The following is a 25,362-nucleotide window of genomic DNA, read 5'->3' as shown; positions in this document are numbered from 1 at the left end:
CTGCTCTTCGCTGAACCGGCTCTTCTTCATCGTCCGTCTCCTGATCGACGGACTCTAGCTTCAGAATGAGGGCAGACCAGGGGGCAAGGTCACCGCCGCGCAGGCAGTCACGGCCGAGCACCAGGACCTCGATCAAAGCGTGCAAGCCGCTTTGCAGGAAGCCGCTCGGAAGGATGCTGCGACCCCGCGCCGGACCTTGATGATGCGCCTTCGTGAGTACGGCCGCCTCCGTAGGGGCCGTAATTTCCGAGCTTTGGCAGGGGAAATTACGGCCTCTACCTAAGGCTCGCGTTCATGCTTTGAACTCCTCGGACGCAAATCAGTCCGAGGAGGTTCGTCAATGTTCGAAGCCGGTGCAGAGCGTATCGAGACGCTCGCCAAGCACTCTCCCTTGAGCCGTAGCGCCATCTACTCGGCGATCTCGGACGGCACGCTGGTCGCCCGGAAACACGGCGGGATCACCCTCATCCTCAAGGACGACTGGGACGCCTTCCTCCGCAGTCGGCCGGTCGCAGAGCGCCGGCCGCGGTCCACCGCTGATGCAGCGTAAGGGGGCGGTCATGAGCGAATCCACTCCCAACCCAGACCAGACCTTCAATGTCACCGCCGTTCGAATCTGGTCCTCGATGGTGACCGGCGGGACGGTGCCCGGGTACTTCATGAAGCAAGTGTTCTTCGTCGACATGGAGTTCGACGACGGCAGTTGTCTCAGTATGTGGGACGGGCTGAGCTACGAGGCCGCTATCATCGCCGCTGGCGAATGCGCGGAGGGTCAGTACCCAGTGCACGACGACGTTGTCGTCGGTCCGCATCATTGAGGAGGCCCGCATGTCTGCAGACCTCAAGGAGGCTTTTCACCTCGCCGTGGCGAAGTATCTTTTCTGGAGCAAACTGAACCAACAACAAGCTGATCTTGGTTGGTTAGACGCAGAGACAGGGCAGCGGCGATATCTGGACGAGCCAACAGTGCCATTCTTCGGAAAGGACAGGTCTCTCAACGAGATCTGCGAGTACGCGGAGGCTCTGACGGGGAAGCTTCCAGGCCACATAGCTTACCTGTTCAACGCCCTCGTTGATGATGGAGCTGGAAACCCGGAGATCAGCACGTATGCCGAGGCCGTTGAGGCTCTTCAGGGCGTCATCGACTTAGAGCTTGAGCGCCCGCAGGAGAGCCCACTCAGCGAACCCAGCCTGATCGAGAAGGTGCGGGCGGACGCCCTTAAGCTGGATGCTGAGACCTGCCGCGAGCTCATGAACGAGCGGATGGGAGGCGCCACGTGAGCGACCTCCCCGACTTACCTCTGTTCAGCGGCACGCCCGCCGTTGAACCGCCGCCGAGATCGAAGCGGCGTCGGCCACGGGAGCGTAATCTCGTGGCCGAACTAACCCAGGCCCACATCATTCCGGACTCTATCCCCGAGGGCAATGCGGTACTCTTGCCGTTCCCGGCCAGCCGAGATGTTCGCCTCATCGCCGAACTCGCGGAGGCCTTCATCGGCCTTCGCGAGCGGCACGGCCGCCGGTGCCGAGCCATGCTCTTGGACAAGCGCTTCCGACCGATCGGCGTCCGCCTGCGCAGGATGGGCATGTCGCCCGACGCGATCCAGGATGAGCTGGCCAGGCTTGAGAAGGCTGTCGCACGGGTGGTCTGGATCGCCGATGGGCGGCCCTCCTACAGTTCGGGCGGAGGGTCGGCAGCTTGAACATGCATGCCAGCAGACCATCGCGTTCGGCCGCCCACAACGCCGTCGAGCCGCCTGATCTCGATCCTCTGAGCGGACATGGCCGTGCCGCGAGCGCTGCGGAGCCGTCGAGCGGCAAAAGCGCCGCCCGAAACGTCTTCCTGTGGCTTCGCCAGATCGCTCGTGACCCGGAGCTGCCGCCGCTCGGGTATCGCCTCGCGATCGAGCTGAGCCAATGCGTCGACCGCCGGAAGGGCTATGCGCACCCCTCGCATGGCTGGCTCGCCAGTGAACTCGACGTGAGCCGGCGCGGCGTCCAGATGGCGCTGAAGTCGCTGCAAGACCGCGGGCACCTCGACGTGACCGTCAGCCGGGGGGCCGGGCACGCGAACCGCTACAGGCTACGGCTTCTCCGACCAGTTCGGGAGGCTGCATGAAACAGCCTGCCCTTCCCCGGTTTGTTCGCTCCATAAATGCGCACTCCAGGCTTCGCATTTACAGGCCCATAAATGCGAACGTCTTTTGCGCATTTACAGGCCCATAAATGCGAACGTCTTTTGCGCATTTATTGCCCCCATAAATGCGCACAAGCTTCTTCGCAGGGGGTGCGCAGTAGCTTGTGCGCATCAAATGCGAAGCAGCTTGTGCGCACTATCCAGGATTATACCAGGACCTATCCAGGATATTATAAGCGAGACCGACCCGAGATTCTGGCACGCCCTGAGCGTCCGGCGGTCGGCGCCCCCAGGCGACCGATCCGACCGGCGCGCATCCAGGTGGTCAGGTGGCGGACCAAGCAGACCCAGAACCCTACTGAACGGACATACCCTCCGGACCTCTCCGGCAGATCCGCCATGCACGCGCGGGACCGCTCGCGGCCCCATGAGGGGCACGCGGTCCCGACGCCCCGACACCGTCGCGACCCTCAGATGTCACGCTGGTGACCGGAGATGTCACAGTACGAGGCAGAAGCTGTCACGCAGCCTGTCACGGAGACGGAGCGGGACGTCACAACCTCGTCGCCACCTGTCCCACGCGTCCGGTACCCCATGGGAGACGGGAGTATCGACCTGATGATCAACGGCCTGGAGCGGGCGATCCGACAGCCTCATCGACGGTCTCTTCGAGGTCCTCGCTCTCACGGGGCATCCACGGAAATGGCGGCAGCCCACTTTCGAGGTCACGCTGGACTGCGAAGGCCAGTCCTTCGTCGCGGCACCAGACGGTCCACTCTTCACCGATGATCAAGAATCCGCCGCCCGGCTCGTCTATTTTCCTTGCCATTGGACCTCGCAGCTCCCTGCCTGAGTGTGCCCATCATCAGGGTATGAATCCGCTGGTGAGGCACAAGCCGCCCTTCAGGAGAGCCCGCGGCGGCCGACCCGCTGACCCGCGCCGTACCCCTGGGATCAGGTTCAAGGGACCGTAGGGGTGGTTTCTGACCTTGCGGCCGGTAGAGGCGCGGAGACGGAGCGTTTTTGCTGTTCGCGGATCCGCGGTTGGATTGGATGCCAACGCCCCCCAACGCCTTGATCCTGCTCGATCGGAAGGCTCGTCATGACAGCGTCAGGCCGTGATCGAGAGACCCTGATTGCGCAGCGGCGGGCCTCCCGGCGCGGCCGCCCGCGCGGCTCGACCGTGCCGCTGCTGCAGCATCCGCGCCGGTTCGAGACTGCCGCCTGGACGATGGCGACCCTTGGCCTCGGGCTCGGGCCGGCGAACGCGGCGGCGGCGGTGGCGGGGGTGTTCAGCACGCGCCCGATCCGAGCCGAAGCCGTCGGCGAACTCCTCATTAGGTTGAGCACGGGGATCGACCACGCCACTCTGAAAGGCCGAGCGGACAGCATCCGCCGGCGCGCTGAAGCTGCCGTATGGGCGCGGACAGATGCCGAGGAGGCGTGGCTTGTCGGAAGTTGTGGTGCCCTGCTGAACCTCGTTACCAGCGAGGGCGACGCCGGCAGGATGGCCGTGCCTCTCATGGAGCTGCGGGAACTCGGTTGGGGGCCGACGCTCCTCCGGATCGCCGCCCGCATCAACGCCGCCGCCCGTTCATCGAACTTGCCGCCGGCTGATGGTCCGATCCCGCGCCAAGCGTTGAGGCTGGCAGAAGCGCTGACTCGAAAAGCCAAGACGATGCAGTAGTTTGCGCCGGACGTTTTTTTCGGATGGAACCAGCTGCTCCAGCGCGAGATCCTCGCGCCCATGGACCTCAGATTCCTCCTCTCAGCCTCGGCTCCGGCCGCGATCGGATCGGCCCTCGGGCAGGCACAAAGCGCCCTCGGGGCGGCCGTAGCACAGCGGAACGCCGCTCAGCGGCGCTGGCGGGATGCCCTCCTCGGTGATGATCTCGCGGAGACGATCTCGGCCCGCGCCGCGCTCGGCGCGGCTGCGGTCGACGTGGATCGCGCCGAAGCCGTCGTCGAACGGCTGACGGGCCGCCTGTCCGGGGTGCCGCTATGAAATCGTCCCACGCAAAGACGCTCGAGGCTCTTCGCATCGCTGGGATGCCACCGCACCTTCGACCGGCATCTGGGCCCAACGTCGCCGCCAGCCAACCACCCGCGCCCGACACATATTCGGGCCACAACCGGCCCGGCGTCGATGCTGACACCATTTATGCCAGCCGGCGCGAGCAGGCTGCTTCAGCCGCCGGCGGTGTCGACTGGGATGCTGTCGCCGCAGCCGAGAACGCCAAGCTCCCGACTGGCGCGATCATTCCAGGTGCTGCGGGCCCAAAAGGGCTCGATCCAACGGCGATCTACAGCGCACGGCGAGCCCAAACCGAGGCCGCTCCGCAACCAGCAGCTTCGGCCGGGCTCGTGGCGGAGGCGGTCGCCAAGATGAACGCCGAAGGCAAGCGCTCGAGCGCCGGCTTCCGCACCGCATACGAGACTTATGCGGCGCGCCGCGCCCAGACCGGAGACCGGTGATGCTGAAGACCTTGCGCGGATTGCTCGGGATGGCGGCGCGTGAGGACGCGACCACGGACGAGCTCGCTCCGACGTTGCCAGCGGCCGAGGCCGAACTTGCTACGGCCCATCAGGCCGCGGCCGCGGCCGGCGAGGCCTATAAGGCATCGATACTGGTCGCGGACGAATCGACGCTCCGGAAGCTCAAGGACGCGTGCACAGACGCTGCGATCCGGATCGATAGGGCCGAGGAGTTGGTGAGGGTGCTTCGCGAGCGCCTTGCCGGGGCACAGGATCGCGAGGAAGAGGCCTGGCGTGTCGAAGCGTATCAGGCGGCCCAGCGCCAAGCCGAGGAAGCCCGGCAGGCCCTGATCGAATGGTACCCGTCATTCGCGGGCGGCCTTGCCGACCTGCTCCGCTGCGTCGCAGAGGCGGAGATCGCTGTCTCGCGGGCGAACGGCGATCTGCCGCGGGGTGCCAGTGTCCTCCAGGGCGTCGAGCACTCCATACGGGATGACGCGGGTACGCCCGAGGAAATCCTGTCGGAAGGGGAGGTGGTGATCTGGTGCAGACCCGGCGACCTTCGTCCCGAGTCTGTCGGCCAGGAATACGTGCGCTTCACCGGCGACCGGCGGGGTTACTTGCAGCCGTCCAACGGGCCTATCGAGCACCTCGTGCCGCGTACGTTCATGGTCACCAAGTACGTCCCGGCCTACAGCGCGGATGCGCCGTATTCCCTGGCGACGACCCTCAACCTACCAGGCCTCAAGGCCGGTGATCCGGCCTTCTTCCGGCCACTCGACCCGCGATACGATGCGCTTGGGCCCGACAGGGTGCTTCTGCGCCTCGCCGAGGGCCAGATGGCCGGACCCGCCGCCGCTCCTACACGGCCGGCCGAGAAGGTCCGCTACGCCCTGATCGGCACATACGATCTGGAGGCCGAGACGAAGCGCCCGGTCAGCCTCGTCGACCGGATCGCACGATCGGCCTGAATTTCCGGCGCGCACGCCGCGCCGGCTCACCAATGCGGGCAGACCCAGAGGGGTACGCGGGAGCTCCGCAAACGGCCGTCAGCCTCGGGCCCGCACGCTGTGGAGCGTCGTCACCGACAAGGTTGGCAATCCCGCACTTTTCACGAGACAAGCCATGAACGTGACCGTCACCGTCGTCAGCCGTGCAACCCTGGACCAGCCTTTTACGCAGCTGGTCGCTCCCAGCGTGCTGACGCTCTCCGGGGACACCCTGGGCTACACGCCAGTCCTGCCGCCCGGCTCCGACGCGCTGGAGCTCCGTCTCCGCGTGACGCCGGTCGGGAACGCCATCGGCGTCAACGTCGGCTCGTTCCTGGACCCGGCGCACCCGCCCCAGCCGATCCCGATCCTCGATGCCGATGGTGTGCAGGTTGGTGAACAGCCGGCACCGAAACCAGAGGTATGGCAGCGGTTCGGCGTATGGGATGGCGCGACGCGCGATCTCCCCTTCGGCAGCCACCAGAGTTTCCTCTTCCGGCGACCAGGGGTCGCCGCGTGAGCCGCCGGGGGCGCGCCGCCGCGCCGGCCGCGGAGCTGGGTCTCCCGGCAGTCTCCGCGCATCCAGACGCCCTGTGCGTGATCGTCTACCGCGGAACCGAAGCGCTCTTCGTCCTAGACGAGCCCGGCCGCGTCTTGGCCCCGCCCTCTATGATCGAGCGCGCCACGGTGGCGCTCGCACTCGCGCAGGCCAGCGGTGCTCTCGCGAGCCTGCCGCTGCCCGAGCCCCAGACCTTCGCCGAACGGATGAGCCCCGCCATCGTAGCGCTGGCGGCCCTGGGCACCCCCGAGGCCGAGCAAGCGATCATCGCTCTCGGTGACGCAGTCGAGCTGAGCAACGCCGCCTTCGCGGCCTCCGCCCCTTCCATGCACTGAGGAGTACCGGTCGTGTCGAAAAGCGTCATCGACGCGGAACTCCGGATCACCGGCACGTCGAACACCGGCAAGGTGTTCGACCAGATGGTGAAGGACGCGAAGCGCGGCACCGATGCGCTGAAGAAGGCGGCCGACTACGACGCGATCGTCGCGCGCATCAAGCCGCTGACCACAGCGCTCGACGGCGCGGCGAAGGCCTCCGCCAAGACCGGCGGCCAGCTCGCCCAGGACGCGACGCGGATATCGAAGGAGTACGGGCAGCTCAAGGGCGTGCTCGACCTCTCCGCCCCCCTCAAGGCTCAGCTCGCACAGATGCGGCTGAATCGGGCCGAGATCGGAGCGCTGGTCAAGGACGCGCACCGGATGACCCGGGAGCGCGATCAGGCGCTCTCGGGCATCGGCAACGCGAAGGTTCGCGCCCAGGTGATGGCTGCGGACACCAACAACATCGAGCGTCAGCTGCGCGAGCGCGCCCGGGTGATGCGGATGGAGGCCGATCTCACGCGCGAGATCGCCACGCGGGCCGCGCGCAGCCAGGCGCATCTGAGCGGCCGGCTCTACCTCGATCCGGCCGATACCCGGGCATTCCGCGAGCGCACTACGTTCTCGAACCGCATGGAGCGCCAGCGCGCCGCCCTCGAGAAGGCGGAGCAGGCCGATCAGCGTGCGGCCGACGCTCGCGCCATCATGGACGGGCGCCGGCAGATCGCCTTTGCGACCCGCATCGCCAAGCAGCGACAGGCGGAGGAGCGCGCGCTCGCCGCGCAGGAGCTCCGTGCCGCTCGCGAGGCCTCCAGGGTCGCCGTCGCCGCGGAGAAGGCTGCTGCCCGCGAGGCGTCGCAAGCTGCCAAGGAAGCGGCTCAGGCCAAGCGTGAGGCCGCGCGCGAGCGGATGCAGGCCGCTCGTGAGGCAGCCCGCTCCGCCCGGGAGGCCGCCCGTGTCGAAGCAGCAGCGATCCGCGAGGGCGCGCGTGAGACCGCTCGGGTCGAGCGCGATGCTCGCCGCCGGGAGCGAGCCCAGCATGGCTTTGAGCACCGGATGGGTCACTTGGGCCGCGGCGTTCTCGTGGGTGCCGGTGTCGGCTACGGCGTGCACGAAGTCGGGCATCTCGGCCGCGAGACCATCGAGAAAGGCTCGGATTATCTGCGCGAACAGACCCGCGGCTACCTCGCCGGCATGGATCCCAAAATGCAGGCGGAGGCCAACGAAATGGCGAACCGCTACCAGAGCCAGTTCCCGTCCATTGGCCGCGTGCAGATCCTGGAGCACGTGCGCGCTCTGCGCGGCACATTCGGCGATCACGGCGACCTGCATCACACCGCGGCCGTCCTGCCCGACCTGCTCAAGGCGCAGGTTGTGCTCGGCACCATGCGTGGCAACGACCGCGCCGCCCAGGACCTCGATCAGCTCGTCAAAGGCCTAGAGGGTGGCGGCCTCGCTGGCGATCCGGCGAAATTCAACCGTATGCTCGATGCCTTCCTCAAGGCATCGAGCCTGTTCGGCGACACCATCTCGGGCGACGGCTTCAGGCAGTACATGCAAAACGCCAAGTCATCGAAGTACGGATTGAACGAGGAGTACCTCGCTGGCGTCGTACCCACGATGATGCAGCACGACGGACCGCAGTTCGGAGTGATGCAGCGGCAGGCGTTTTCCGCGCTGATCGGCGACCGGCAGACTAAGGCGGCCACCGCAAAGCAGAAGGAGTTCGGTCTCCGGGACAAGAGGGGCAAGCTCGTCGATCAGGAGCAGTTCGTGTCCGACCCGTATCAGTGGGCGGTCGATCACGTCCTGCCGCAGCTCACCAAGCGCGGCATCAACCTCCAGGCGGTCGGCAAGGAGCGTGGCGTCATCGAGCTGACGAAGCTCTTCTCCAACCCCAACGCGGCCGAGTTCTTCGCCTCGCTGCTGATGAACCAGCAGGTCATCGACAAGGACCGGCTCAACCTGAAGACGGCCAAGGGGCGCGAGGTGGCCGGTGAGATCCGGGAGAAGGATCCCTTCACCTCCCTGGAGGGCGTGAAGCAGTCTGTCACCCGTTTCGCGGAGGACATCAGCAGCCCGCTGATTAAAGAGGCCCCGCAATACATGAACGCTTTCACGGACGCGCTCAATCATGTCTCGGGCTGGATGGAGAAGCACCCGCAGGAGACCAAGACGGGCGCCACGATCGGCGGCGCCGTGGCGGCCGTCACGCTGCCTTCGATCGTCGGCATGTCCATGAAGGCGCTCGCGGGTCAGGGGACCGGCGTCGTCGCCAACGGCCTGCGTATCGGTGGTGCCGGCCTGTCGGGCATCGGCAGTCTCGCCCTCAACCCGGCGCTATGGACGCTGGGCATGGGCGCGTTCGCCACCTACGCCACGAGCCAAGAGTACGAGAAGACCTTCAAAGAGCGTGGCCCGGCCGGCTTCGACCCGGCGACCGGATCTACGGTGGACGGCAACCCGATGGCCGGTCTCGGACCGGACCATCCATGGGTCCGCGAGGCCATCCAGGGATGGTGGTCGAAGACCATGCCGACCTGGGCTGGTGGCGGTGAGGAGGCGGGCAAGCAAATCGGGGAGACGATCGGCAAGGCGATCGTCGACGCGCCCCTGCCGCCGCGCCGGCCCGCGATGCTCGACGACTTCAAGGGCAAGGCCGACGAGACCGGCTCGGAAGCCGGCAAGACCTTGCTCCAGCGCATCATCGAGTCGGTGGGCGCGGGCATCAACATCCCGATCAACTTCGTCCCCGGCGACGGAGGCGGGATGGGCGGAGGCGGCTCCGGCATCCAGAAGGCGTCATTCGGAGGCGGGGGCGGCAGCTTCGCCGGCCTCATCCAGCGCGCGAGCTTGGGTGGCGGGGGCAGTCTCGGCGGTGGGGCTACCTTTGGCGGCGGTTCACGTGGTGGTGGATCCGGTAGCGGCCCCACAGGTCCGATCCCCGGCATCCCGGCTTCGGTCGAGATGACGGATGCCGAGCGCAACATGCTCGGCCTCATCCAGCTGCACGAGAGTCACGGTCGGAACACCCTGAACTACGTGGGCACGCGCCAGGGCCTCGATCCGATGACGGCCCGAGGCGCCACTGCTCAGGGTTACTTCCAGATCCTCAACTCCAACTGGCGGCGGCTCGCGCCCGGACTTGGGATCAAGACGCGCAACGCCATGTCGTCCACCCTGGAGGAGCAGACGCGCGTGGCGCTGGCCCTTCTGCGAGCGAGCGGTGGAAGGCCCAAGGACTGGGCTCCGTTCAACCCTGCGCTCAGGGCGGCCATCGCACGCGGCGACCGGGCGCCGGATGGTGGGACCATGGCTGAGCGCGCCGCGGCCGCGGAACCGCGCCTCGTGAAGGGCCTCGACGGCAAAGAGGGCCTCGATCTCGGTAACGGCACGATGAAGATGCCGGACGGGTCGATCCGCTCGATCACGTCGGGCATGCCTCGGGTCCCCAACGTGCCGGACACGCCGCCGGCGGGCGCGCGCGGCGCTGGTGAGATCGGTGGGCACGTCGCGGAGTTTGGCCGCCACGTCGACCGCCTTCAGGACATGAACTTCCACGGCCGGGTCGACGTCGCCCTGTCCGGCGGCGGCGGCCGGGTCTCGGGCATGCGCGCGAAGGGCCGGGGAATGACTGCCGACATGGGCGTGACCATGCCTGATTTGAAGTTCGGCAGCGATGACGATTGGAGCTAGGCCTGTCGCGCCTTTACCGATCGATGTTGCCGCTGGCCCGCGGAAGGGGCGCCGAGGGAGCTTCAGCCTCGCCGGTCGGGTTGGGACTCGCTTCCCTTGCCGGCGATCGCATTGAGCCGGTCACGTCGCCCGCGGCGTGTGACCGGTTTTCCCAGTGAGAGAGTGCGACGCCGAACAGGATGAGCACGAGACCGATAGGGAACAACCAACGCATGGGCCGGAAACCGGGACATAAAGCCCCGGTTCCGGCGATGCGACTATCGTGCTGCGGGTGCGGTGGCGCTTCCACCCGCACCCACACCTGGGCGAGCCGTGCCGGTTCCTGGCACCGTTGCAGCACCCGCGGCGGGCGAACGGGTGCTCGTGCCGGTGGCCTCTTCGGTCGCCTTCTGGCTCGGGCTCTTGACCGACCCCGGGTTGTTCATGTTGCCCGTAGCGCTTCCGCCACCGGCCGGCTGCTGGGCATAGGCGGCGCCGGTCAGCGCGATGGTGAGAGCGGCCGCGAGGCCGAATATCTTGGTCATCATGGGCGTTGCCTCCGTACGGCCCGTCTTCGGGCTCCTAGGGCAACGCAGCTGCGATCGGTCTGTTCTGCGCGAGGGTAGTGATGGCTGAAATGGGATCGACGCCAGCGCTGACGCTGCGCCAGGCCAACCGCGTCCGTTACGACATCTACCGCCGCGGCGGGCCCCCGCCCTACCGCATGTCGGCCGAGGAGCGCGCTGCGCGCCGGGCGGAGTACGCCGCTCGCGATCGGCTGCACGCCGCTACGATACGGGCCAAGCGCGCTGGTGAGCGCGCCTTGGCCAAGGCCGCCGATGCCGCCCGGCTGGCCGCCGAGGTCGACCGGATCCGCTCGGAGATCCGCCTGGGCGTGAAACCCCCAACCGGGAAGCTGGCTGCGGTCGACGTGGCTGGCATGCTCCTCATCGGCCCGCTCGGCGCCGTCGGCTGCGGTGGCGCTCTCCTGCGCACCCTGGAGGTCCTGGTGGGCAGGGGACGGCATCCAGTGCCGTCCCTGCTGGCCGCCGGGCGCTGGCAAGACGAGGCCGCCCTTAGAGCCGCCTTAAAGGCGTCCCGGCCGAAGCTGGCGGCTATTGGGCTCCAGATCTGCCGTCGCAAGGCCGGATGGCGAATGGCAAAGGAACGATCAGGCGAACCGGCTACGGGGCATTCCGCCGCGGCGGCATGATCGCCCATCGCAGCACGAGAGCCGCGGGAACAAGCGCCAGGCCAATCGCAAGAATCGAGGAGCTGCCGACTTGGTAGCCGTATAAGGCAACGGCGACCCCAGACAGAATGGAAAGGCGGCTGAACAGCATGGCTCAGGTTGAATAGGCCAAGCTGGTTGAGACCTGATGAAGGCGAAGGTCGCTATGCTGTCACGACCACGCGATTGCGCACCGCGTCCGGGAGCCGGCGCGTCCGCCTCACCCGGGCCGAGACACGCAGGAAGGTGACGAAGTTCTCGGCCTCGTCCAGGCTCATTCCGCTCGCAACGCGATCGTGGTCCTGCACGACCATGTGAGTGCCGTCACCGGCGAGCTTCACGCTGATCCTCGGCATACGCCTCTCCCTGTAGGATCTCAGGAGGCGCTCTGGTTCGGGCGGCGCCTTACCCCATCAACAGCGGGCTCAGCGCGTGGTTCAAGCCGTAGGCTGGGCATCCACAGATCCTTGAGGGCGGTCAGCCTGAGGATCTGCCGGCGGAAGGCAGGATGGCGGCTGGCCAGACTGCCAAGACGCAGGCAATCGGCAATTTGAGTCTGGGCGACCGTTCTTCGATCCTTGCTTGCCGATCGCCGCCTGTGCTCAACCTAGAGCCAGGCATCGAAGGCGGGACTGCGACCTAACCGATCGCATAATCTCGTGAACGAGAAGAGCGGCAATGTCTTTCGAGTACACGAACTTGTGGCAAGATGCTTTTCAGGATCGAAAAAAAGATCGATATCTTGAGGTCAGAGAAAAGCTGAGATCTTCTTATAGAAGTTTTTGGAACAACGCCGCTGTACTTTCGCGCCAGATAGCCGTCGATCTTCCTAATCTAACGCTTCATGATGAGGCTCATTTTGAGGCGCTATGGAGAAGCGCTGATCTGATCGCTGGGCTCAATTACGGCCTGAATCCAGCAGAAACATACGTTCTAGGCGGCGCCATATTAGTTCATGATATTGGTCATGCAGTTGCGGCTTTTCCAGGGCGGATGTCTGAGATTGAGAGCACCGAGCTATGGAAGGACGCTATTCTCGCAGAATATACTCGCGACCCGTCGGCTCATCTACCTAGCCCCGCGGAACTGGAGAACCCTCCGGAGAGGGTCCGAAAGGCAGCACTCTTTTCCACATTGCGAGCCCTACACGCAGAAAAGGCGACGGAGCTTGCTTCACTTCGCTTCGACAATCCAAAGACAGGTACGACCGTTCACCTGATCGAAGACGACCAGCTAAGGATACATCTTGGCGAAGTCATTGGTGAGGTGGCCGCAAGTCATCATTGGAATTTGACTACGTTGCTTGATAGATTTGTCGGCATCCGCGGAGCTCCGCCCGGAATGCCAGGCGAATGGTCCATTGACCCAATCAAACTTGCCTGCCTTCTACGATGCGCGGATGCTGTGCAAATCGATCAAGCTCGCGCGCCAGATTTCTTATACGCCATGCTACAGCTGAACGGATTGTCTGAAGCACATTGGCGTGCTCAAAACCGTCTCGCCGCGCCGACGCCAGACACTGACGATCCAAGTGCATTAGTTTTTACTTCGACCAAGGCATTCTCGGAAGGTGACGCGGAGGCATGGTGGATCGCGCATGATGCTGTAGTTGTCGCAAATAATGAACTACAATCTTGCGCGTCCCTTATGAGGGATTTAAAGAAAAAGCAATTTTCCATCACAAGAGTTAAAGATGCTAGCGCGCCTGAGCGCTTAGCTAGTCATATACGGCCTGTCGGTTGGCGCCCAATCAATGCCGTCGTGAAAGTTGGCCCTACTGAGCGCGTCGTCGGTATGCTTGGCGGAAGTCAGCTTTATGGCGACGATCCCGTTGTTCCTCTCCGAGAACTTATTCAAAATGCTGCCGATGCGGTACGTGCCAGACGTGCTTTGGAACCAGCGAGTTCGCACTACGAAGGCCATATCGTTGTCAGATTGGTGGCCGGAGCACAAGAGGGAAGAGCTATATACTCGTTGAATGTCGATGATGATGGGATTGGTATGTCGGAAAAGGTTCTGACTGGTCCATTTCTTGAGTTTGGCACAAGCTATTGGACTTCGGATCATATACGCTCTGAACACCCCGGATTATCCAGGCGAGTTCTTCGACAAACCGGCCGTTACGGCATTGGCTTCTTTTCCGTATTGATGATCTCATCAAAAATACATGTTTCTTCTCGGCCGTTTAACGCGGCTGCCAGTGACTTGAGGACACTTGTATTCAACGAAGGGATTAAACACCGCCCATTACTCCTTCAAGGATCCAAGGACGTTCTACCTTCCTACATATCCACAAGAGTGTCTCTGGTCGTCAGTGAGGAAGATGTGAGTAGCATGCTCACGATGCAAAAGAGATTCTCAAACGACACCGTCGAAATCCGCCTTGAACAACTCGTCGCCCATCTGTGTGCGACATTAGATTGTGACGTGTTCGTCGAAACTGGCGATAGCCAAAGAACCCAGGTTCATGATCGTTTCTGGCATCAAGGCGATCCACTTACATGGTTACGCGCCGTCGAATTAGCTGATGCGCGTCAGGAAGATCGATTAGATGATTATCTCGCTGAAGCTAGCAGTAGATTGACCAAATTTGTCGTCGAAGGACATGTTGAAGGCTGGGCCGCTGTTGGAACGCGTCCAATAGAGACAGGCATAGCAACCGTCGGTGGATTCGTCGTTGGGCAATCCGGCCGAAATCCTGGTAGCTTTTCCTCTTTGTATATTGGGGCTCTGCCATACTCGCCAGAAGGGCCACGCCGGCACGGAGGGCAGCTCAGAGAAATCACTCCTACGCTCTCTGATTGGGCTACAGATAGCGCTCGGATCTTCAAAGGTATGGAACTTGACGGCTCCCAAAATCATTTTGCTGTTATTGCAATATGCCAGTTCGGCGGCGACTCCTCGCTTATCGCCACCGCAAAAATGAGTCGGAAATTTATCGAAATATCGAAGATCGTTGATCTAATCGAGGCTGACCAGGAGATCTTAATTTCGGTCGATCAAAGAGGGCTTCGTGACGCCAAACTTGAGGCCGGGAATATCGTGTTTAGGATCAGGCCAGGAGTGGGCATGGCCTTAGAGAACAATGAGATTGAGTTTACATCTAATATTATCGAATCTGTCGGATTTTACGGCGTTCATCAGCCGCTTTATTACTCGATAATTATGGGCAAGAATGAACCTTATGGGAGTTTGATATCTATTTTGGAGAAAACCTGCCAGGAACGAAACATCATGATAGAAAAAGCTGTCTTAGAAGAGGCTGACGTCGCAGTTTACCGAGGAGAAGATTCCCCGCGCCAGAAACTCACTAATGGCATGTCGATAAAATGCTCCGTCTTCTCCATCAAAAAAGCGACAATAGCGTCGTGAGTTAAGTGAGGATGACGATCAAGTTCCGTGGATCGTTCCTCCAAGCCACGCGACGGCCGCCTCCAGCGTCTCGAACCGGTGGGCTTCTTGCTTGAACGGAGCCGGCATGGGGGGAGCTGCATCCAGCAGCTCCGCGTGCCATCCGCGCACGTCGCCGCCTTTCGTGACGTCGCGCGTCACGCTCCCGACGACCGTCCCGTCGAGAAGCAGGTCGTAGCTGCCGGCCGCCAGGCGCTGAAGCGTGTAGGGCATCAAAATCTCAGGGATAGTGGTAGGCCCGGCAGGACTCGAACCTGCAACCAGACCGTTATGAGCGGTCGGCTCTAACCGTTGAGCTACAGGCCCGCGCGGGGGCGCTATGCCCGCAAGCCGAGGGCCGACGCAAGGACGTCCCCGAGCCTCCGCTATGGGATCAACTCCTGCAGGGGCTTCCCTTTGTCGACGACGTAGACCGACAGGACCTTGATGGTCCTGTCGCCTATCACGGTGTAGCCTGAGTGATGGATGCCGCGCGGGATGATGCCATGCTCGCCTGGGATACGCTCTCGCGGCGGTCGGCCGGGCTCCTGCACCATGCCACCCTCGAGCACGTAGAACGTCTCTTCGCCGTGGTGGAGGTGGCGCCGCGACGACGCGCCCGGCGGGAAATCCACCAGCTGGGCGACGATCTCCAGGTGATCGAAGCCGGTGACCGGCGATCGGCCGAGCTCAGTCCGCCTGATCGCCGGAGCAGGTTTGGGGTCAGAGCTCACGGTTTACCCCCTCACGGTCGACGCTGGATGGTGTGGGCCAGTCGCCGGAAGCGGATCCAGCGCGTATGAGCGAGCAAGCGGATCAGCATGCTCCAGCGCAGTGGCGGGATCCGTGACGGTGGCAGCTCGACCGGCATGGCGAAACGTAGCACGAGCCCACAAGACCCGCTTGCCTCGAAGGCAGCTCCGAACACTACTTCTCCGGCGGTTAGAACATGGTCCCGCTTTGAACCGTGTAACCCTCCGGACAAGGAATGAGCTTGCCCTGGGTATAGCCCAACTTATCGCGCATTAGCCGCGCAACTATGAACCCGGCGTTCTGAAGGCTGCTCGGGTTCTTATCCCGGTACCGAACGAAGGTCTCCGTCAGCATCTGATCCAGGCCAAATAGCGCTGGCCGCCCCTCCGCCGCAGCCGCCACGGCGGCAGCCTCTCCAGACGGCGAGAAGATCGCGGCCGTCATCGCCAGAAACTCTGGGTGCTTTTCGGGTATGCCGATGCCTCCGGCCATGCTCTGCCCTCCCATGACGCGCGATCAGGTTGGCCGTTGCCGCTATGCAGCGGCACGGCCCTCCGACCAGTCTCCCTAGTCCATGAGAGCCCTGGCGTTGAATGGTAGCAATCGATTCCAGGCCGAGAAACGCAAAAACCCCGCCGCCTTGCCGGGCGCGGGGTTCGCGTCTAACTTCGTCTGTGGAGCCTGGAAACTCCCGTGACGGTCCCTTGCCGGGGATAGCGGCACAGCCACAGAGCGGAAATCCGAGCCTTGCCGGGCTTTGATCCCGCTATTTGAACGGACCGCGCTTACGTGCGTGGCGCCGAACACCGGCACTATGCCGGGAGTGCCGTAGCTATACAAGAGCCTTCGGCGAAGGCTGCGGCGCACGTTCTCTGTGGCGTGTTTCCAGACTCCCGGTGCCCGTGTCGCTCGCGGGCGTGCACGATCCAGATTTGGATTGTGCGCCGGCCCTGGAAAGCCGGTCCCACACAGAGACCGAAGATGACCATCCACATCCCCGTACCGCCCTCCGTGGCGGCGGCGCACGAGCATCGGTTCGCGCCCCTTGCGCACCTGCGCACCCTCATCGCCCACGAGATCAACGCCGGCCTAGACAGGGTACACCGCTACATCGCGGTCCTAGATGCGCTAACGCCCGATCCGGACCTCGAAGCGGACTACCAGGTTTCCCGCGCGATCCAGGCGGGCAACGGCGTGGTGGGTGTAAGCTCGGACTTCGAAGCCTCCCTCTGCGCAGCCGAGTGGCTGGACGGGATCAACGCGCACGTCCCGAGCGACAACAGCCTGCACTTCCTCGATCGAGAGCACGACGAGGCGGACGATGAGCCGATCCTCGGCAGCCCGGAGGCGTACGGCCCGGATATGGCGTGCGGCTGGCGGCCGGAGTTCCCCGACCGCTCGACGTCGCAGATCGCATGGGCCCGCGGTGTGGTCGACGATCGCGAGCTTGAGGGAGAAGCGGCATGAGCGCTCCCGAATCCCGCCGTGGCTTCCTGCGCGGCCTTACCACGCTTCCGCTCGTCGGCGGCGGCGTGACCCTCATCGGCCAGCCCACGCACGCGGCGACGCCGATCACCCCCGGTCTCCTCGCCACCTACTCGGCGTGGCTCCACTATGAGCGGATGAAGCTCCACTGGGCATCGCTCGAGGCGCGGGACAGCGGCTTCATCCCCGCCCAGAACCCAGGCTTCAGCTTCCAGCGCCGCAACGACGGCGGCGACATGCAGGCTTGGGGAGTGGACGCCCAGCTGCGGGCGCCTGTGATCCTCGCCGCAGCCGGCTGCCCTCTGACCTCAGCAACAGCCGAGGGTACATGGCGCGATACGTTCCGGCTGGCCGCGGAGAGTGGCCGGTGAACCCGTTCGCCATCCCGCTCCACACCTGGAGGCTTAAGCGGGTGCGCCAGGCCTTCGTCACCCTCGACCGACGCCTGAAGGCCTACGAGGCCGCCTATGGCCTCACGTCTTCATCGCTCTGCATCAACTCTGGTCAACCGCAAAAATAGCAACGAATCAGCGAGCGCTTTTCAATGACGGAGAGCGCTCGCTTCTTTCCATCGAAGCGCAAGATATATATTGAGAGGATTTGCGGGCATCGAATCAGTAGCTGCATCAAAAATGGCTTTGCCCTGACCTAGGGAGCTTTCGATGTGGTCATTTTTACCAAGCTTAATTGCGACTATATCGATTTTGCTGGCCTACTCAGTAGAAGCTAAATCACAAGAAAAAATGGTTCTAGGTCCGTTCCCGAGCGAATTTTCATACGAAAAATTGAAGCTGCTTTACTCTGCGAAGCTGGAAATCGAGAATATCCTGCTTAACAAGGAAGCGCAAATTCAGGGCCATGCAATTATAGACCTGTCCTCAATCAGCAAGAATATCAAAAACATAATCTCGTCCCAGGTAAGAAATGAAAATCTCAGACTAGGGGATGACGATTTCGGAATATCGTTTTTGCCCGAAAACGTCACACTCAAGGCCGTCAAAGACACGCCGATCGTCGCTATAGATATAACATTGAACAAACTGAAATTGGCCGGATTTGAGCTGGCGTCGACTTTCGAAAAAGCGATTAGATTACAAGTGCCCCTGAATTTTCAACTCAACCAAGTCACCGGGGCCGAAATCACAACCGGCAAGCCCTCAGTCTCGTTCAATGGAGAGTTGAAAACCTGGCTCGACAGAGCGAATTACCTATCAGGAGGCCAAGCCCAAAAATGGGTCGAAGATAAGATTATATCGACCGTATCTTTTCAGAAGAAATTTCCGATACCTCAGTTGGACGCATATCGAGTCGAAATCAAATCGTACAAGGCCTGTTTTGTAAAGGGAAAGTATTTATTCGACGCAAAAATATCGGCAATTTTGTCGGCAGATATTTTAAATCCGTTATTGGCTAGCGCCTTGTCGAGCAAATTCAGCCCGCAGCCAAAAGTACGAGTGATAATACCAGTTTCAAAGGCCACACCATTGTAGTGTTCATTAAAATATGGAGCCTTCGCACCTCAGAATGCTCCTAGTCGTAGGATAGCCGCCCATCGAGCGTGCGGCGGATAACGCCAGGGACGGCCGCCTCGGCGTCGCGCAGCTGGCGGGCCTCGTGGATCGCCTTGCGGGTCAGGCCCAGGTCCGCGACGGTGGCGAGGGTGTTCCCGCCCGGAACACCCACCTCGGTCTGGTTGGTGCCCAGCTTGGCGACCTCGCCCCGCTCCTGCGCGGCGTCGTACTCATCGGCGAGCCGTCGCTTGGCCTGCGCTTCGATCTCGAGGGCGTCGGCCTGGGCTCGGTGCGCGGCCGCTATCAGCTTATCGTGCGCGCCCTTCGCCTTCGCAAAGCGCGCCGCGGCCTTGGCGGCGTCGTAGACGGAGGCTGACGTATCGCGGGTGTTTAGGACCTCAGCCCCACGGTGATTCGCGCTTTGGTCGCGACCCTAGCGCCGCTGCGGCTACCATGCCGCAGCGCGCCGACCCCGGCCGTGGCCCGAGCCGTGCAAGGTGCAACCTCGCCCATGACGGGCGTTTCCTCCCGGACTCGGCCGGGGCCTACGGGCTCCGGCCTCTTTTGTGAGGATCGCGCATGTCGCCGTGGCTGGCTGCCGTCCTGAGCCTTGAGACTGCGCTGTGTTCCGCAATCCTAGCGGAGGCGGCTCACGATCGGCTCGAAGAGGAAGGGCCGGCGACCGGGATCGTACGCGTATCTGGATGGCTCCTGCTGGCGGCTACCGGCTTCCTGCTGTGGTCGAAAGGCACGTGATCGCCGGCTTCGTCGTTCTGCTAGATCGCGGTGAGGGGAGGGACGTCACAGGGGCTTCCCACCGCACACCCGCGCGACGGCATCCCCGCTATCCTCGGGACGCGTGTTGAAGGCGATCGGGATGTTCGGTGCGGTCTCCCGAGCGGCGTTGATGAGGGTCTCAAACACAGGCAGGTGCCGCGGCCAGGAGCGGACACCGTTACCGATCACGACGCAGTCGTAGGAGCCGGCGATGAGCATCTGCTTCAGAATCGGACCGGCCTGATCGTCCGGCCGGATGAAGCACTGCTCGGCCGTCCAGCCGCGGCTACGCATGTCCTCCAGCGCGACCTTGATCCCGTGGTGGATCTTCTCGGCGTTCAGCCCAGGCGGTAGGGCCGGGTCCGAGAAGTCGACGGCCTCCGGTTCGTAGCCCACCATCAGAACGCGCATCGGACCCTCCCAAAAGGGCGCCAGATCGAGGCAGCCATTCACGCGAGCTAGGGTCGAGGGGCGCGGCCTCAAGCCGCGACCCCATCCCCGTATGGGCGAAAACCGCCGCAACGCTTTTTGGGCCAGAGTTGGGGTTATTGGGCCGCCGCGCCAGTAAAATCGAGCTAAGTTACTGATTTTGCTGGCGCGCCCTACGGGAATCGAACCCGTGTTTTCGCCGTGAAAGGGCGACGTCCTGGACCGCTAGACGAAGGGCGCTCTGGCTAGGCCGGGGTTCTATAGTCGGACCGGAGACGCCCGGCAACCGTTCATGCGCGGCACTGGTGCCACAGGACCCAGGTTTGACCGCGGGCCGGGTTGGGGCGATGGAGGACGGATGCCCCAATCCCCCCCTCGCATGACCCTCGTCCTCGGCGGGGCGCGGTCCGGCAAGAGCGCCTACGCGGAGGGGTTGATCGAAGCCTGCCCCGGCCCGTGGCTGTATCTCGCCACCGCGCAGGCCTTCGACGACGAGATGGTCGCGCGCATCGCCCAGCACCGCGCCCGGCGCGCCGGGGCGTGGCGCACCCGCGACGTGCCGCTCGCCCTGCCGGAGGCGGTCGCCGCGTCCGAAGGGCCGGTCCTGGTCGATTGCCTCACGCTCTGGCTCACCAACCTGATCCTCGCCGAGGCCGATCTGGACGCTGCGACGGCGCGCCTCCTCGCAGCCTGCGCCGGCGCGCCCGGCCCGGTGGTGCTGGTCGGCAACGAGGTCGGGCTCGGGATCGTGCCCGACAACGCCCTCGCCCGCCGCTTCCGCGACGCGGCCGGCCGCCTGCACCAGCAGCTCGCCGCCCGGGCCGACCGGGTCGTGCTCACCGTGGCCGGCCTGCCGCTGGTCGTGAAGCCGCAAGCCCCCACCGCAGGAGCCTCCGCATGAGCGACGACGACGCCCGCCACCGCGCCAAGATGGAGAAGCGCAAGGCCGTCCAGGATGCCGAGGTGGCCGCCAAGACCCTCGAGAAGGGCCTGCTCCTCGTCCATACCGGTCCGGGCAAGGGCAAGAGCACGGCGGCGCTGGGGCTGATGCTGCGGGCGCTCGGCCGCGGCTGGCGGGTCGGCATGGTGCAGTTCATCAAGGGCGGCTGGGATACCGGCGAGCGCCACGCCGTGGCGGCCTTCGGCGACCGGGTCGTGTGGCACACCCTGGGCGAGGGCTTCACCTGGGAGACCCAGGACAAGGCCCGGGACATCGCCGCCTGCCGCCACGCCTGGGAGGTCGCCGCCGGCCTGATGGCCGATCCGACGATCCGCCTGCTCGTCCTCGACGAACTGAACATCGCGCTGCGCTACGACTATCTCGACCTCGACGCCGTCGTCGAAGCCCTCCGTACGCGGCGGCCGGACCTGCACGTGGTCGTCACCGGCCGCAACGCCAAGCCGGCCCTGATCGAGGCCGCCGACCTCGTCACCGAGATGGGCAGCGTCAAGCACCACTTCGCCGCCGGCGTGAAGGCGCAGGAAGGGATCGAGTTCTGAGCCCGCCGCGGACAAAGGCCCTGATGATCCAGGGCACCGGCTCCGATGTCGGCAAGTCGCTGCTCGTGGCGGGGCTGGCGCGCGCCTTCACGGAGCGGGGCTTAAGGGTCCGGCCGTTCAAGCCGCAGAACATGTCGAACAACGCCGCCGTCACCGCCGATGGCGGCGAGATCGGCCGCGCGCAGGCCCTCCAGGCCCGGGCCGCCCGGGTGGCGCCCTCCGTCCACATGAACCCGGTCCTGCTCAAGCCGCAGAGCGAGGTCGGCTCCCAGGTGGTGGTGCAGGGCCGGATGGTCGCCACCGTGAAGGCGCGCGACTACCAGGCCTGGAAGCCCCGGCTGATGTCGGCCGTCCTCGACAGCTTCTCCCGGCTCGCCGGGGAGGCGGATCTGGTCCTCGTCGAGGGCGCGGGCTCGGCCTCAGAGGTGAACCTGCGGGCCGGCGACATCGCCAATATGGGCTTCGCCCGGGCCACCGACACGCCGGTGGTGCTGGTCGGCGACATCGACCGGGGCGGGGTGATCGCGAGCCTCGTCGGCACCAAGGCGGTGATCGACCCGGAGGACGCCGCCCTGATCGCGGGCTTCCTCGTCAACCGCTTCCGCGGCGATCCGAGCCTGTTCGCCGACGGCATGCGGCTGATCGCCGAGCGCACCGGCTGGGCGGCTCTGGGCCTCGTGCCGCACTTCCCCGATGCCGCGCGCCTGCCGGCCGAGGACGTGCTGGGGCTCGCCGGCTCGGAGTCGCGCGGGCCCGGAGCCGTCACGGTGGCGGTGCCGGTGCTGCCGCGCATCGCCAATTTCGACGACCTCGACCCCTTGCGGGCAGAGCCGAACGTGTCGGTGGTGCTGGTCCGGCCCGGCACGCCGATCCCCGCCGAGGCCGCCCTCGTGCTGCTGCCGGGCTCCAAGACCACGATCGACGACCTGGAGGCCTTTCGCCAGGAGGGCTGGGACGTCGACCTGCGCGCCCATGTCCGCCGGGGCGGGCGGGTGCTCGGCCTGTGCGGCGGCTACCAGATGCTGGGCAACAGCCTCGCCGACCCGCACGGGATCGAGGGCGCGCCCCGCACGGTGGCGGGCCTCGGGCTCCTCGACGTCGACACCGTCATGACCCCCGAGAAGCGCCTCGCGGCGGTCACCGGCACGAGCCTGCCGGACGGCGTTCATTTTGCCGGCTACGAGATGCATATCGGCGCGACGGAGGGCCCCGACGCCGCCCGGCCGCTCCTGCGCCTCGCCGACGGGCGCCTGGACGGGGCGGTCTCGGCGGACGGGCGCGTGGCCGGCACCTACGTGCACGGCCTGTTCGCCCACGATGCCCAGCGGGCGGCCTGGCTCGCGCGCCTCGGGACGGCCTCGGACGGCCCGGGCTACGAGGCCGGGGTCGAGGCGGCGCTGGACGGCCTCGCGCGACACATCGCGGCCCATGTCGACTGCGACCGCCTCCTGGCGCTTGCCCGGTAGGCGCGGGCCGCGCGAGGGATTACTCTGTGTAATGCCGGTCCCGCCACGAAGGGCCGCACGCGCCAGAGGAACGCCCCATGCCCCCCACGCAATCCCCCGTCGGGGAGGATCTCGGCGCGAGCACCGTCCGCACCGTGACCCTGCGGCTGATGCCGCTCCTCGGCCTGCTCTACCTGATCGCCTATATCGACCGGCAGAACGTCTCCTACGCCAAGCTGGAGATGGTCGGCAGCCTCGGCCTCTCCGAGACCGCCTACGGGCTCGGGGCCTCGCTGTTCTTCCTCGGCTACTTCCTGTTCGAGGTGCCGGCCAACGTCTTCCTGGAGCGGGTCGGCGCCCGGATCTGGTTCGCCCGGATCATGATCACCTGGGGGATCGTCACCGTCCTGCTGGGCTTCACCCAGGGCACGGCGATGTTCTACGTGCTCCGCTTCCTGCTCGGCGCCGCGGAGGCCGGCTTCTTCCCGGGCGTGCTGTTCGCCCTGACCCTGTGGTTCCCGCAAGGACACCGGGCGCGGATGATCGGCTGGTTCATGATCGCCAGCGCGGTGGCCAACGCGGTGGGCGCGGCGGTGGGCGGCGCGCTGCTCGGCCTCGACGGGCTCTTCGGCCTCCAGGGCTGGCAATGGGTGTTCCTGGCCACCGGCGCGCCGGCGATCCTCATGGCCGCGGTGGTGCTGGTGGTCCTGCCGGACGGTCCCGAGACGGCGCCCTGGCTGTCGCAGGCGCAGCGCGACTGGCTCGCCCGCACCCTGCGGGCCGAGCGCGAGGAGGGCGGCCATGTCGACCACGGCAACCCCTTCGCGGCGCTCCTTGACCGGCGGGTGCTGATGCTCGCCGGGGTCTACGTCTCCCTGCCGCTCGCCGCCTACGGACTGGGCTACTGGCTCCCCACCGTGGTCAAGGGCTTCGGCGTCTCGAACCTCACCAACGGCTTCCTCAACATCATCCCCTGGATGGCCACGGCCGTCGCCCTCTGGTGGGTGCCGCGCCACGCCGCCCGCACGGGCGCGCAGGGCAATGCCCTGACCTGGCACGTCGTCGGGCCGGCGCTGGTGGGGGCGGCGGGCCTCGCGCTCTCCGTCGTCCTGCCGGGCAACGCCGTGAAGTTCGCCTGCCTGTGCGTGGCCGCCGCCGGGACCTTCGCGGCCCAGCCGGTCTTCTGGTCGATGCCCGGGACCTTCCTGCGCGGCGCCTCGGCGGCGGCCGGGATCGCGGCGATCAACTCGGTGGGCAATCTCGGCGGCTTCGTCGCCCAGAACGCGGTGCCGTTCATCCGCGACCAGACCCGGAGCGACCTCGTGCCGATGCTGTTCCTGGCCGCCTGCCTCGCCGTGGGCGCCGGCCTGATGTTCGTGGTGCTCTCCGCCCTGCGCCGGGACGCGGCGCGGCGGGCGGCGCCGAATGGGGCACGTCCGGCCTGAACATGGGCCGGATCCGTGCGTTATCCTTCCTCAAGCCGGATCGTCCGGCAGGATGATGCAGGACCGCATCCCGCGGGACAGCGTCGAGGAGGACTACACGATGAGCCAGGGATTTCCCCTTATGATCCTCGCCTTCGGGACGCTCGGCGGCATCTGGTTCCTGGCCGCCGCAGCCCGGAAGCAGGTCGCCGACGCCAAGGGCAGCCCGGAACGCTCCAACCTGATCCACCAGCACGGCGGCACGCCGCGGCCGAACATGCCGGGCACCGAGCACTGAGGCTCGGTCAGCCGGCGGCGATCCGTCGGCAATGGTCGAGGGCGGCGCCGATCAGGTTGTCGCTGGCCTCAGGCGTGCGGAACGCCGAGTGCGCCGACAGGGTGACGTTGGGCAGGGCCGCCAGCGGGTGATCGGCCGGCAGCGGCTCGACCGTGAACACGTCGAGCCCGGCCCGCGCCACGTGGCCGCCGCGCAGGGCCTCGACCAGGGCGGCCTCGTCGAGCACCGCCCCGCGGGCGGTGTTGACCAGCATCGCGCTGGGTTTCATCGCGGCGATCCGCGCGGCCGACAGGAAGCCGCGGGTCTCGTCGGTCAGGAGCAGGTGGAGCGACACCACGTCGCTCTCGGCGAGCAGGTGCTCCAGCGGCACGAAGGTCACGTCCGGATGCGCCTTGGGCGTCCGGTTCCAGGCGAGCACCCGCATGCCGATGCCCCGGCAGAGACGTGCCATCTCGGCCGCGATCCCCCCGAACCCAACGAGGCCGACCGTCTTGCCGGTGAGCTGGACCGCCTCGCGGCGCAGCCAGGTGCCGGCACGCATCGCCCGGTCCATCTCGGGCAGGCCGCGGGCCGCCGCCCACATCAGCGCGAAGGCGCATTCGGCCACCGCCGTGTCGCCGTACCCCTTGATGGTGTGGACCGTGATCCCGCATTCGGCCGCGAGGGCCTCCGGGTCCATGTAGCTGCGGGCGCCGGTGCCGAGGAACACCACGTGCCTCAGGCCCCCGCAGGCCCGGGCCACCTCGCGGGGGAGGGCGGTGTGGTCGATCACGGCGATCTCCGCCCCGGACAGGAGGCCGGGCAGGTCTTGCGGAGCGATGCCGGGATCGGCGTGGATCGCGAAGGGCGGGTCGTCCGGCCGCAGCAGCCGCCGGGCCACCGCCGCCAGGGTCTCGTTGGCATCCACGAACACCGCGCGCATCGGGGTCTCCCTGTCCGGTCCCATCACGATGCGTCGGGAGCGCGG

Annotated in this window: 31 protein-coding genes and 2 tRNA genes; 24 read left to right on the top strand and 9 right to left on the bottom strand. The window is 65.4% G+C overall.

The window, feature by feature from the left end:
* Nucleotides 1-340: 340 nt before the first annotated feature.
* The 12 genes from ABIC70_RS26690 to ABIC70_RS26635 all read left to right on the top strand — a co-directional run bounded on the left by ABIC70_RS26690 (nucleotide 341) and on the right by ABIC70_RS26635 (nucleotide 10,173).
* Nucleotides 341-550, top strand: a complete 210-nt coding sequence (locus ABIC70_RS26690) for a helix-turn-helix domain-containing protein (RefSeq protein WP_149313380.1) — start codon at nucleotides 341-343, stop codon at nucleotides 548-550.
* Between the two features lie 10 nt (nucleotides 551-560).
* A complete protein-coding gene (locus ABIC70_RS26685) occupies nucleotides 561-818 on the top strand; it encodes a hypothetical protein (RefSeq protein ID WP_354442047.1) in 258 nt (85 codons plus the stop codon).
* 10 nt (nucleotides 819-828) lie between these two features.
* Entirely contained in the window at nucleotides 829-1,281 is a 453-nt protein-coding gene (locus tag ABIC70_RS26680; RefSeq protein WP_354442045.1) for a hypothetical protein, read from the top strand.
* The gene (locus ABIC70_RS26675) at nucleotides 1,278-1,703 is read left to right on the top strand and encodes a DUF6074 family protein (protein WP_354442043.1); all 426 of its coding nucleotides are present in this window, start codon (nucleotides 1,278-1,280) and stop codon (nucleotides 1,701-1,703) included. Before ABIC70_RS26680 ends, ABIC70_RS26675 begins: the two co-directional genes overlap by 4 nt.
* Nucleotides 1,700-2,119 (top strand): hypothetical protein, encoded by a 420-nt coding sequence (locus ABIC70_RS26670; protein ID WP_354442041.1) that lies wholly within the window; start codon nucleotides 1,700-1,702, stop codon nucleotides 2,117-2,119. Before ABIC70_RS26675 ends, ABIC70_RS26670 begins: the two co-directional genes overlap by 4 nt.
* Before the next feature lie 1,120 nt (nucleotides 2,120-3,239).
* Nucleotides 3,240-3,824 carry a hypothetical protein gene (locus ABIC70_RS26665; RefSeq protein ID WP_354442039.1) on the top strand — a complete coding sequence of 195 codons (585 nt, stop codon included), beginning with the start codon at nucleotides 3,240-3,242 and terminating at the stop codon, nucleotides 3,822-3,824.
* Nucleotides 3,825-3,884: 60 nt separating this feature from the next.
* Nucleotides 3,885-4,142 carry a hypothetical protein gene (locus tag ABIC70_RS26660; RefSeq protein ID WP_354442037.1) on the top strand — a complete coding sequence of 86 codons (258 nt, stop codon included), beginning with the start codon at nucleotides 3,885-3,887 and terminating at the stop codon, nucleotides 4,140-4,142.
* Nucleotides 4,139-4,612, top strand: coding sequence for a hypothetical protein (locus tag ABIC70_RS26655; protein WP_354442035.1), 474 nt, complete (start codon nucleotides 4,139-4,141; stop codon nucleotides 4,610-4,612). Before ABIC70_RS26660 ends, ABIC70_RS26655 begins: the two co-directional genes overlap by 4 nt.
* Nucleotides 4,612-5,583, top strand: coding sequence for a hypothetical protein (locus ABIC70_RS26650; RefSeq protein ID WP_354442033.1), 972 nt, complete (start codon nucleotides 4,612-4,614; stop codon nucleotides 5,581-5,583). The genes ABIC70_RS26655 and ABIC70_RS26650 overlap by 1 nt, the downstream gene beginning before the upstream one ends.
* Nucleotides 5,584-5,737: 154 nt before the next feature.
* Complete coding sequence (locus ABIC70_RS26645) at nucleotides 5,738-6,121, top strand: hypothetical protein (protein WP_354442031.1); 384 nt, start codon at nucleotides 5,738-5,740, stop codon at nucleotides 6,119-6,121.
* Nucleotides 6,118-6,495 (top strand): hypothetical protein, encoded by a 378-nt coding sequence (locus ABIC70_RS26640; protein ID WP_354442029.1) that lies wholly within the window; start codon nucleotides 6,118-6,120, stop codon nucleotides 6,493-6,495. Before ABIC70_RS26645 ends, ABIC70_RS26640 begins: the two co-directional genes overlap by 4 nt.
* Nucleotides 6,496-6,507: 12 nt before the next feature.
* Nucleotides 6,508-10,173 (top strand): hypothetical protein, encoded by a 3,666-nt coding sequence (locus ABIC70_RS26635; RefSeq protein WP_354442027.1) that lies wholly within the window; start codon nucleotides 6,508-6,510, stop codon nucleotides 10,171-10,173.
* A 257-nt stretch (nucleotides 10,174-10,430) separates the two neighbouring features.
* Here ABIC70_RS26635 and ABIC70_RS26630 read toward each other — a convergent pair whose 3' ends face one another.
* Entirely contained in the window at nucleotides 10,431-10,700 is a 270-nt protein-coding gene (locus ABIC70_RS26630) for a hypothetical protein (protein WP_354442025.1), read from the bottom strand.
* An 80-nt stretch (nucleotides 10,701-10,780) separates the two neighbouring features.
* On the opposite strand from ABIC70_RS26630, the gene ABIC70_RS26625 reads away from it, so the two are divergent.
* On the top strand, nucleotides 10,781-11,365 hold the full coding sequence (locus ABIC70_RS26625; RefSeq protein ID WP_354442023.1) for a hypothetical protein: 585 nt from the start codon (nucleotides 10,781-10,783) through the stop codon (nucleotides 11,363-11,365).
* Nucleotides 11,366-11,547: 182 nt separating this feature from the next.
* Here the strand turns inward: ABIC70_RS26625 and ABIC70_RS26620 are convergent, their stop codons facing one another.
* Nucleotides 11,548-11,739: a hypothetical protein gene (locus ABIC70_RS26620; protein WP_354442021.1), complete on the bottom strand. Its 192-nt coding sequence runs from the start codon at nucleotides 11,737-11,739 to the stop codon at nucleotides 11,548-11,550.
* 322 nt (nucleotides 11,740-12,061) lie between these two features.
* On the opposite strand from ABIC70_RS26620, the gene ABIC70_RS26615 reads away from it, so the two are divergent.
* Entirely contained in the window at nucleotides 12,062-14,755 is a 2,694-nt protein-coding gene (locus ABIC70_RS26615; protein ID WP_354442019.1) for an ATP-binding protein, read from the top strand.
* An 18-nt stretch (nucleotides 14,756-14,773) separates the two neighbouring features.
* Here ABIC70_RS26615 and ABIC70_RS26610 read toward each other — a convergent pair whose 3' ends face one another.
* The 4 genes from ABIC70_RS26610 to ABIC70_RS26595 form a co-directional block, all read right to left on the bottom strand.
* Complete coding sequence (locus tag ABIC70_RS26610) at nucleotides 14,774-15,007, bottom strand: hypothetical protein (protein ID WP_354442017.1); 234 nt, start codon at nucleotides 15,005-15,007, stop codon at nucleotides 14,774-14,776.
* A gap of 17 nt (nucleotides 15,008-15,024) precedes the next feature.
* Nucleotides 15,025-15,100: transfer RNA gene (locus ABIC70_RS26605), tRNA-Ile, on the bottom strand.
* A 59-nt stretch (nucleotides 15,101-15,159) separates the two neighbouring features.
* Nucleotides 15,160-15,507, bottom strand: a complete 348-nt coding sequence (locus ABIC70_RS26600; protein WP_354442015.1) for a cupin domain-containing protein — start codon at nucleotides 15,505-15,507, stop codon at nucleotides 15,160-15,162.
* A 208-nt stretch (nucleotides 15,508-15,715) separates the two neighbouring features.
* Complete coding sequence (locus ABIC70_RS26595) at nucleotides 15,716-16,018, bottom strand: hypothetical protein (protein WP_354442013.1); 303 nt, start codon at nucleotides 16,016-16,018, stop codon at nucleotides 15,716-15,718.
* A gap of 489 nt (nucleotides 16,019-16,507) precedes the next feature.
* Between ABIC70_RS26595 and ABIC70_RS26590 the strand changes: the two genes are divergently transcribed.
* The 5 genes from ABIC70_RS26590 (at nucleotide 16,508) to ABIC70_RS26570 (ending at nucleotide 18,898) form a co-directional block, all read left to right on the top strand.
* Nucleotides 16,508-16,993: a hypothetical protein gene (locus ABIC70_RS26590; RefSeq protein ID WP_354442011.1), complete on the top strand. Its 486-nt coding sequence runs from the start codon at nucleotides 16,508-16,510 to the stop codon at nucleotides 16,991-16,993.
* Nucleotides 16,990-17,382, top strand: coding sequence for a hypothetical protein (locus ABIC70_RS26585; RefSeq protein ID WP_354442009.1), 393 nt, complete (start codon nucleotides 16,990-16,992; stop codon nucleotides 17,380-17,382). Before ABIC70_RS26590 ends, ABIC70_RS26585 begins: the two co-directional genes overlap by 4 nt.
* Nucleotides 17,379-17,531, top strand: a complete 153-nt coding sequence (locus tag ABIC70_RS26580) for a globin family protein (RefSeq protein ID WP_354442007.1) — start codon at nucleotides 17,379-17,381, stop codon at nucleotides 17,529-17,531. The genes ABIC70_RS26585 and ABIC70_RS26580 overlap by 4 nt, the downstream gene beginning before the upstream one ends.
* A gap of 142 nt (nucleotides 17,532-17,673) precedes the next feature.
* Nucleotides 17,674-18,501, top strand: coding sequence for a hypothetical protein (locus tag ABIC70_RS26575; protein WP_354442005.1), 828 nt, complete (start codon nucleotides 17,674-17,676; stop codon nucleotides 18,499-18,501).
* Nucleotides 18,502-18,625: 124 nt separating this feature from the next.
* Nucleotides 18,626-18,898 carry a hypothetical protein gene (locus ABIC70_RS26570; protein WP_354442003.1) on the top strand — a complete coding sequence of 91 codons (273 nt, stop codon included), beginning with the start codon at nucleotides 18,626-18,628 and terminating at the stop codon, nucleotides 18,896-18,898.
* Between the two features lie 425 nt (nucleotides 18,899-19,323).
* Here the strand turns inward: ABIC70_RS26570 and ABIC70_RS26565 are convergent, their stop codons facing one another.
* Complete coding sequence (locus tag ABIC70_RS26565) at nucleotides 19,324-19,710, bottom strand: hypothetical protein (protein ID WP_354442001.1); 387 nt, start codon at nucleotides 19,708-19,710, stop codon at nucleotides 19,324-19,326.
* A 182-nt stretch (nucleotides 19,711-19,892) separates the two neighbouring features.
* A tRNA-Glu gene (locus tag ABIC70_RS26560) sits at nucleotides 19,893-19,968 on the bottom strand.
* Nucleotides 19,969-20,086: 118 nt separating this feature from the next.
* Between ABIC70_RS26560 and cobU the strand changes: the two genes are divergently transcribed.
* The 5 genes from cobU (at nucleotide 20,087) to ABIC70_RS26535 (ending at nucleotide 24,395) form a co-directional block, all read left to right on the top strand.
* On the top strand, nucleotides 20,087-20,629 hold the full coding sequence (gene cobU, locus ABIC70_RS26555) for a bifunctional adenosylcobinamide kinase/adenosylcobinamide-phosphate guanylyltransferase (protein ID WP_170861817.1): 543 nt from the start codon (nucleotides 20,087-20,089) through the stop codon (nucleotides 20,627-20,629).
* On the top strand, nucleotides 20,626-21,228 hold the full coding sequence (gene cobO, locus ABIC70_RS26550) for a cob(I)yrinic acid a,c-diamide adenosyltransferase (RefSeq protein WP_043389395.1): 603 nt from the start codon (nucleotides 20,626-20,628) through the stop codon (nucleotides 21,226-21,228). The genes cobU and cobO overlap by 4 nt, the downstream gene beginning before the upstream one ends.
* Nucleotides 21,229-21,251: 23 nt before the next feature.
* Nucleotides 21,252-22,694 carry a cobyric acid synthase gene (locus ABIC70_RS26545; protein ID WP_043389398.1) on the top strand — a complete coding sequence of 481 codons (1,443 nt, stop codon included), beginning with the start codon at nucleotides 21,252-21,254 and terminating at the stop codon, nucleotides 22,692-22,694.
* Between the two features lie 77 nt (nucleotides 22,695-22,771).
* Complete coding sequence (locus tag ABIC70_RS26540; RefSeq protein WP_354441998.1) at nucleotides 22,772-24,118, top strand: MFS transporter; 1,347 nt, start codon at nucleotides 22,772-22,774, stop codon at nucleotides 24,116-24,118.
* A gap of 52 nt (nucleotides 24,119-24,170) precedes the next feature.
* Nucleotides 24,171-24,395: a hypothetical protein gene (locus tag ABIC70_RS26535; protein WP_043389407.1), complete on the top strand. Its 225-nt coding sequence runs from the start codon at nucleotides 24,171-24,173 to the stop codon at nucleotides 24,393-24,395.
* A 7-nt stretch (nucleotides 24,396-24,402) separates the two neighbouring features.
* On the opposite strand, the gene ABIC70_RS26530 is transcribed toward ABIC70_RS26535, so the two are convergent.
* Nucleotides 24,403-25,317 (bottom strand): NAD(P)-dependent oxidoreductase, encoded by a 915-nt coding sequence (locus ABIC70_RS26530; protein WP_354441996.1) that lies wholly within the window; start codon nucleotides 25,315-25,317, stop codon nucleotides 24,403-24,405.
* Nucleotides 25,318-25,362 lie beyond the last annotated feature (45 nt).

The sequence above is a fragment of the Methylobacterium sp. 1973 genome, from assembly GCF_040545035.1.
In the GTDB taxonomy this organism is placed as follows: Bacteria; Pseudomonadota; Alphaproteobacteria; order Rhizobiales; family Beijerinckiaceae; genus Methylobacterium; species Methylobacterium fujisawaense.
This window is presented reverse-complemented; position numbering and strand designations above follow the sequence as displayed.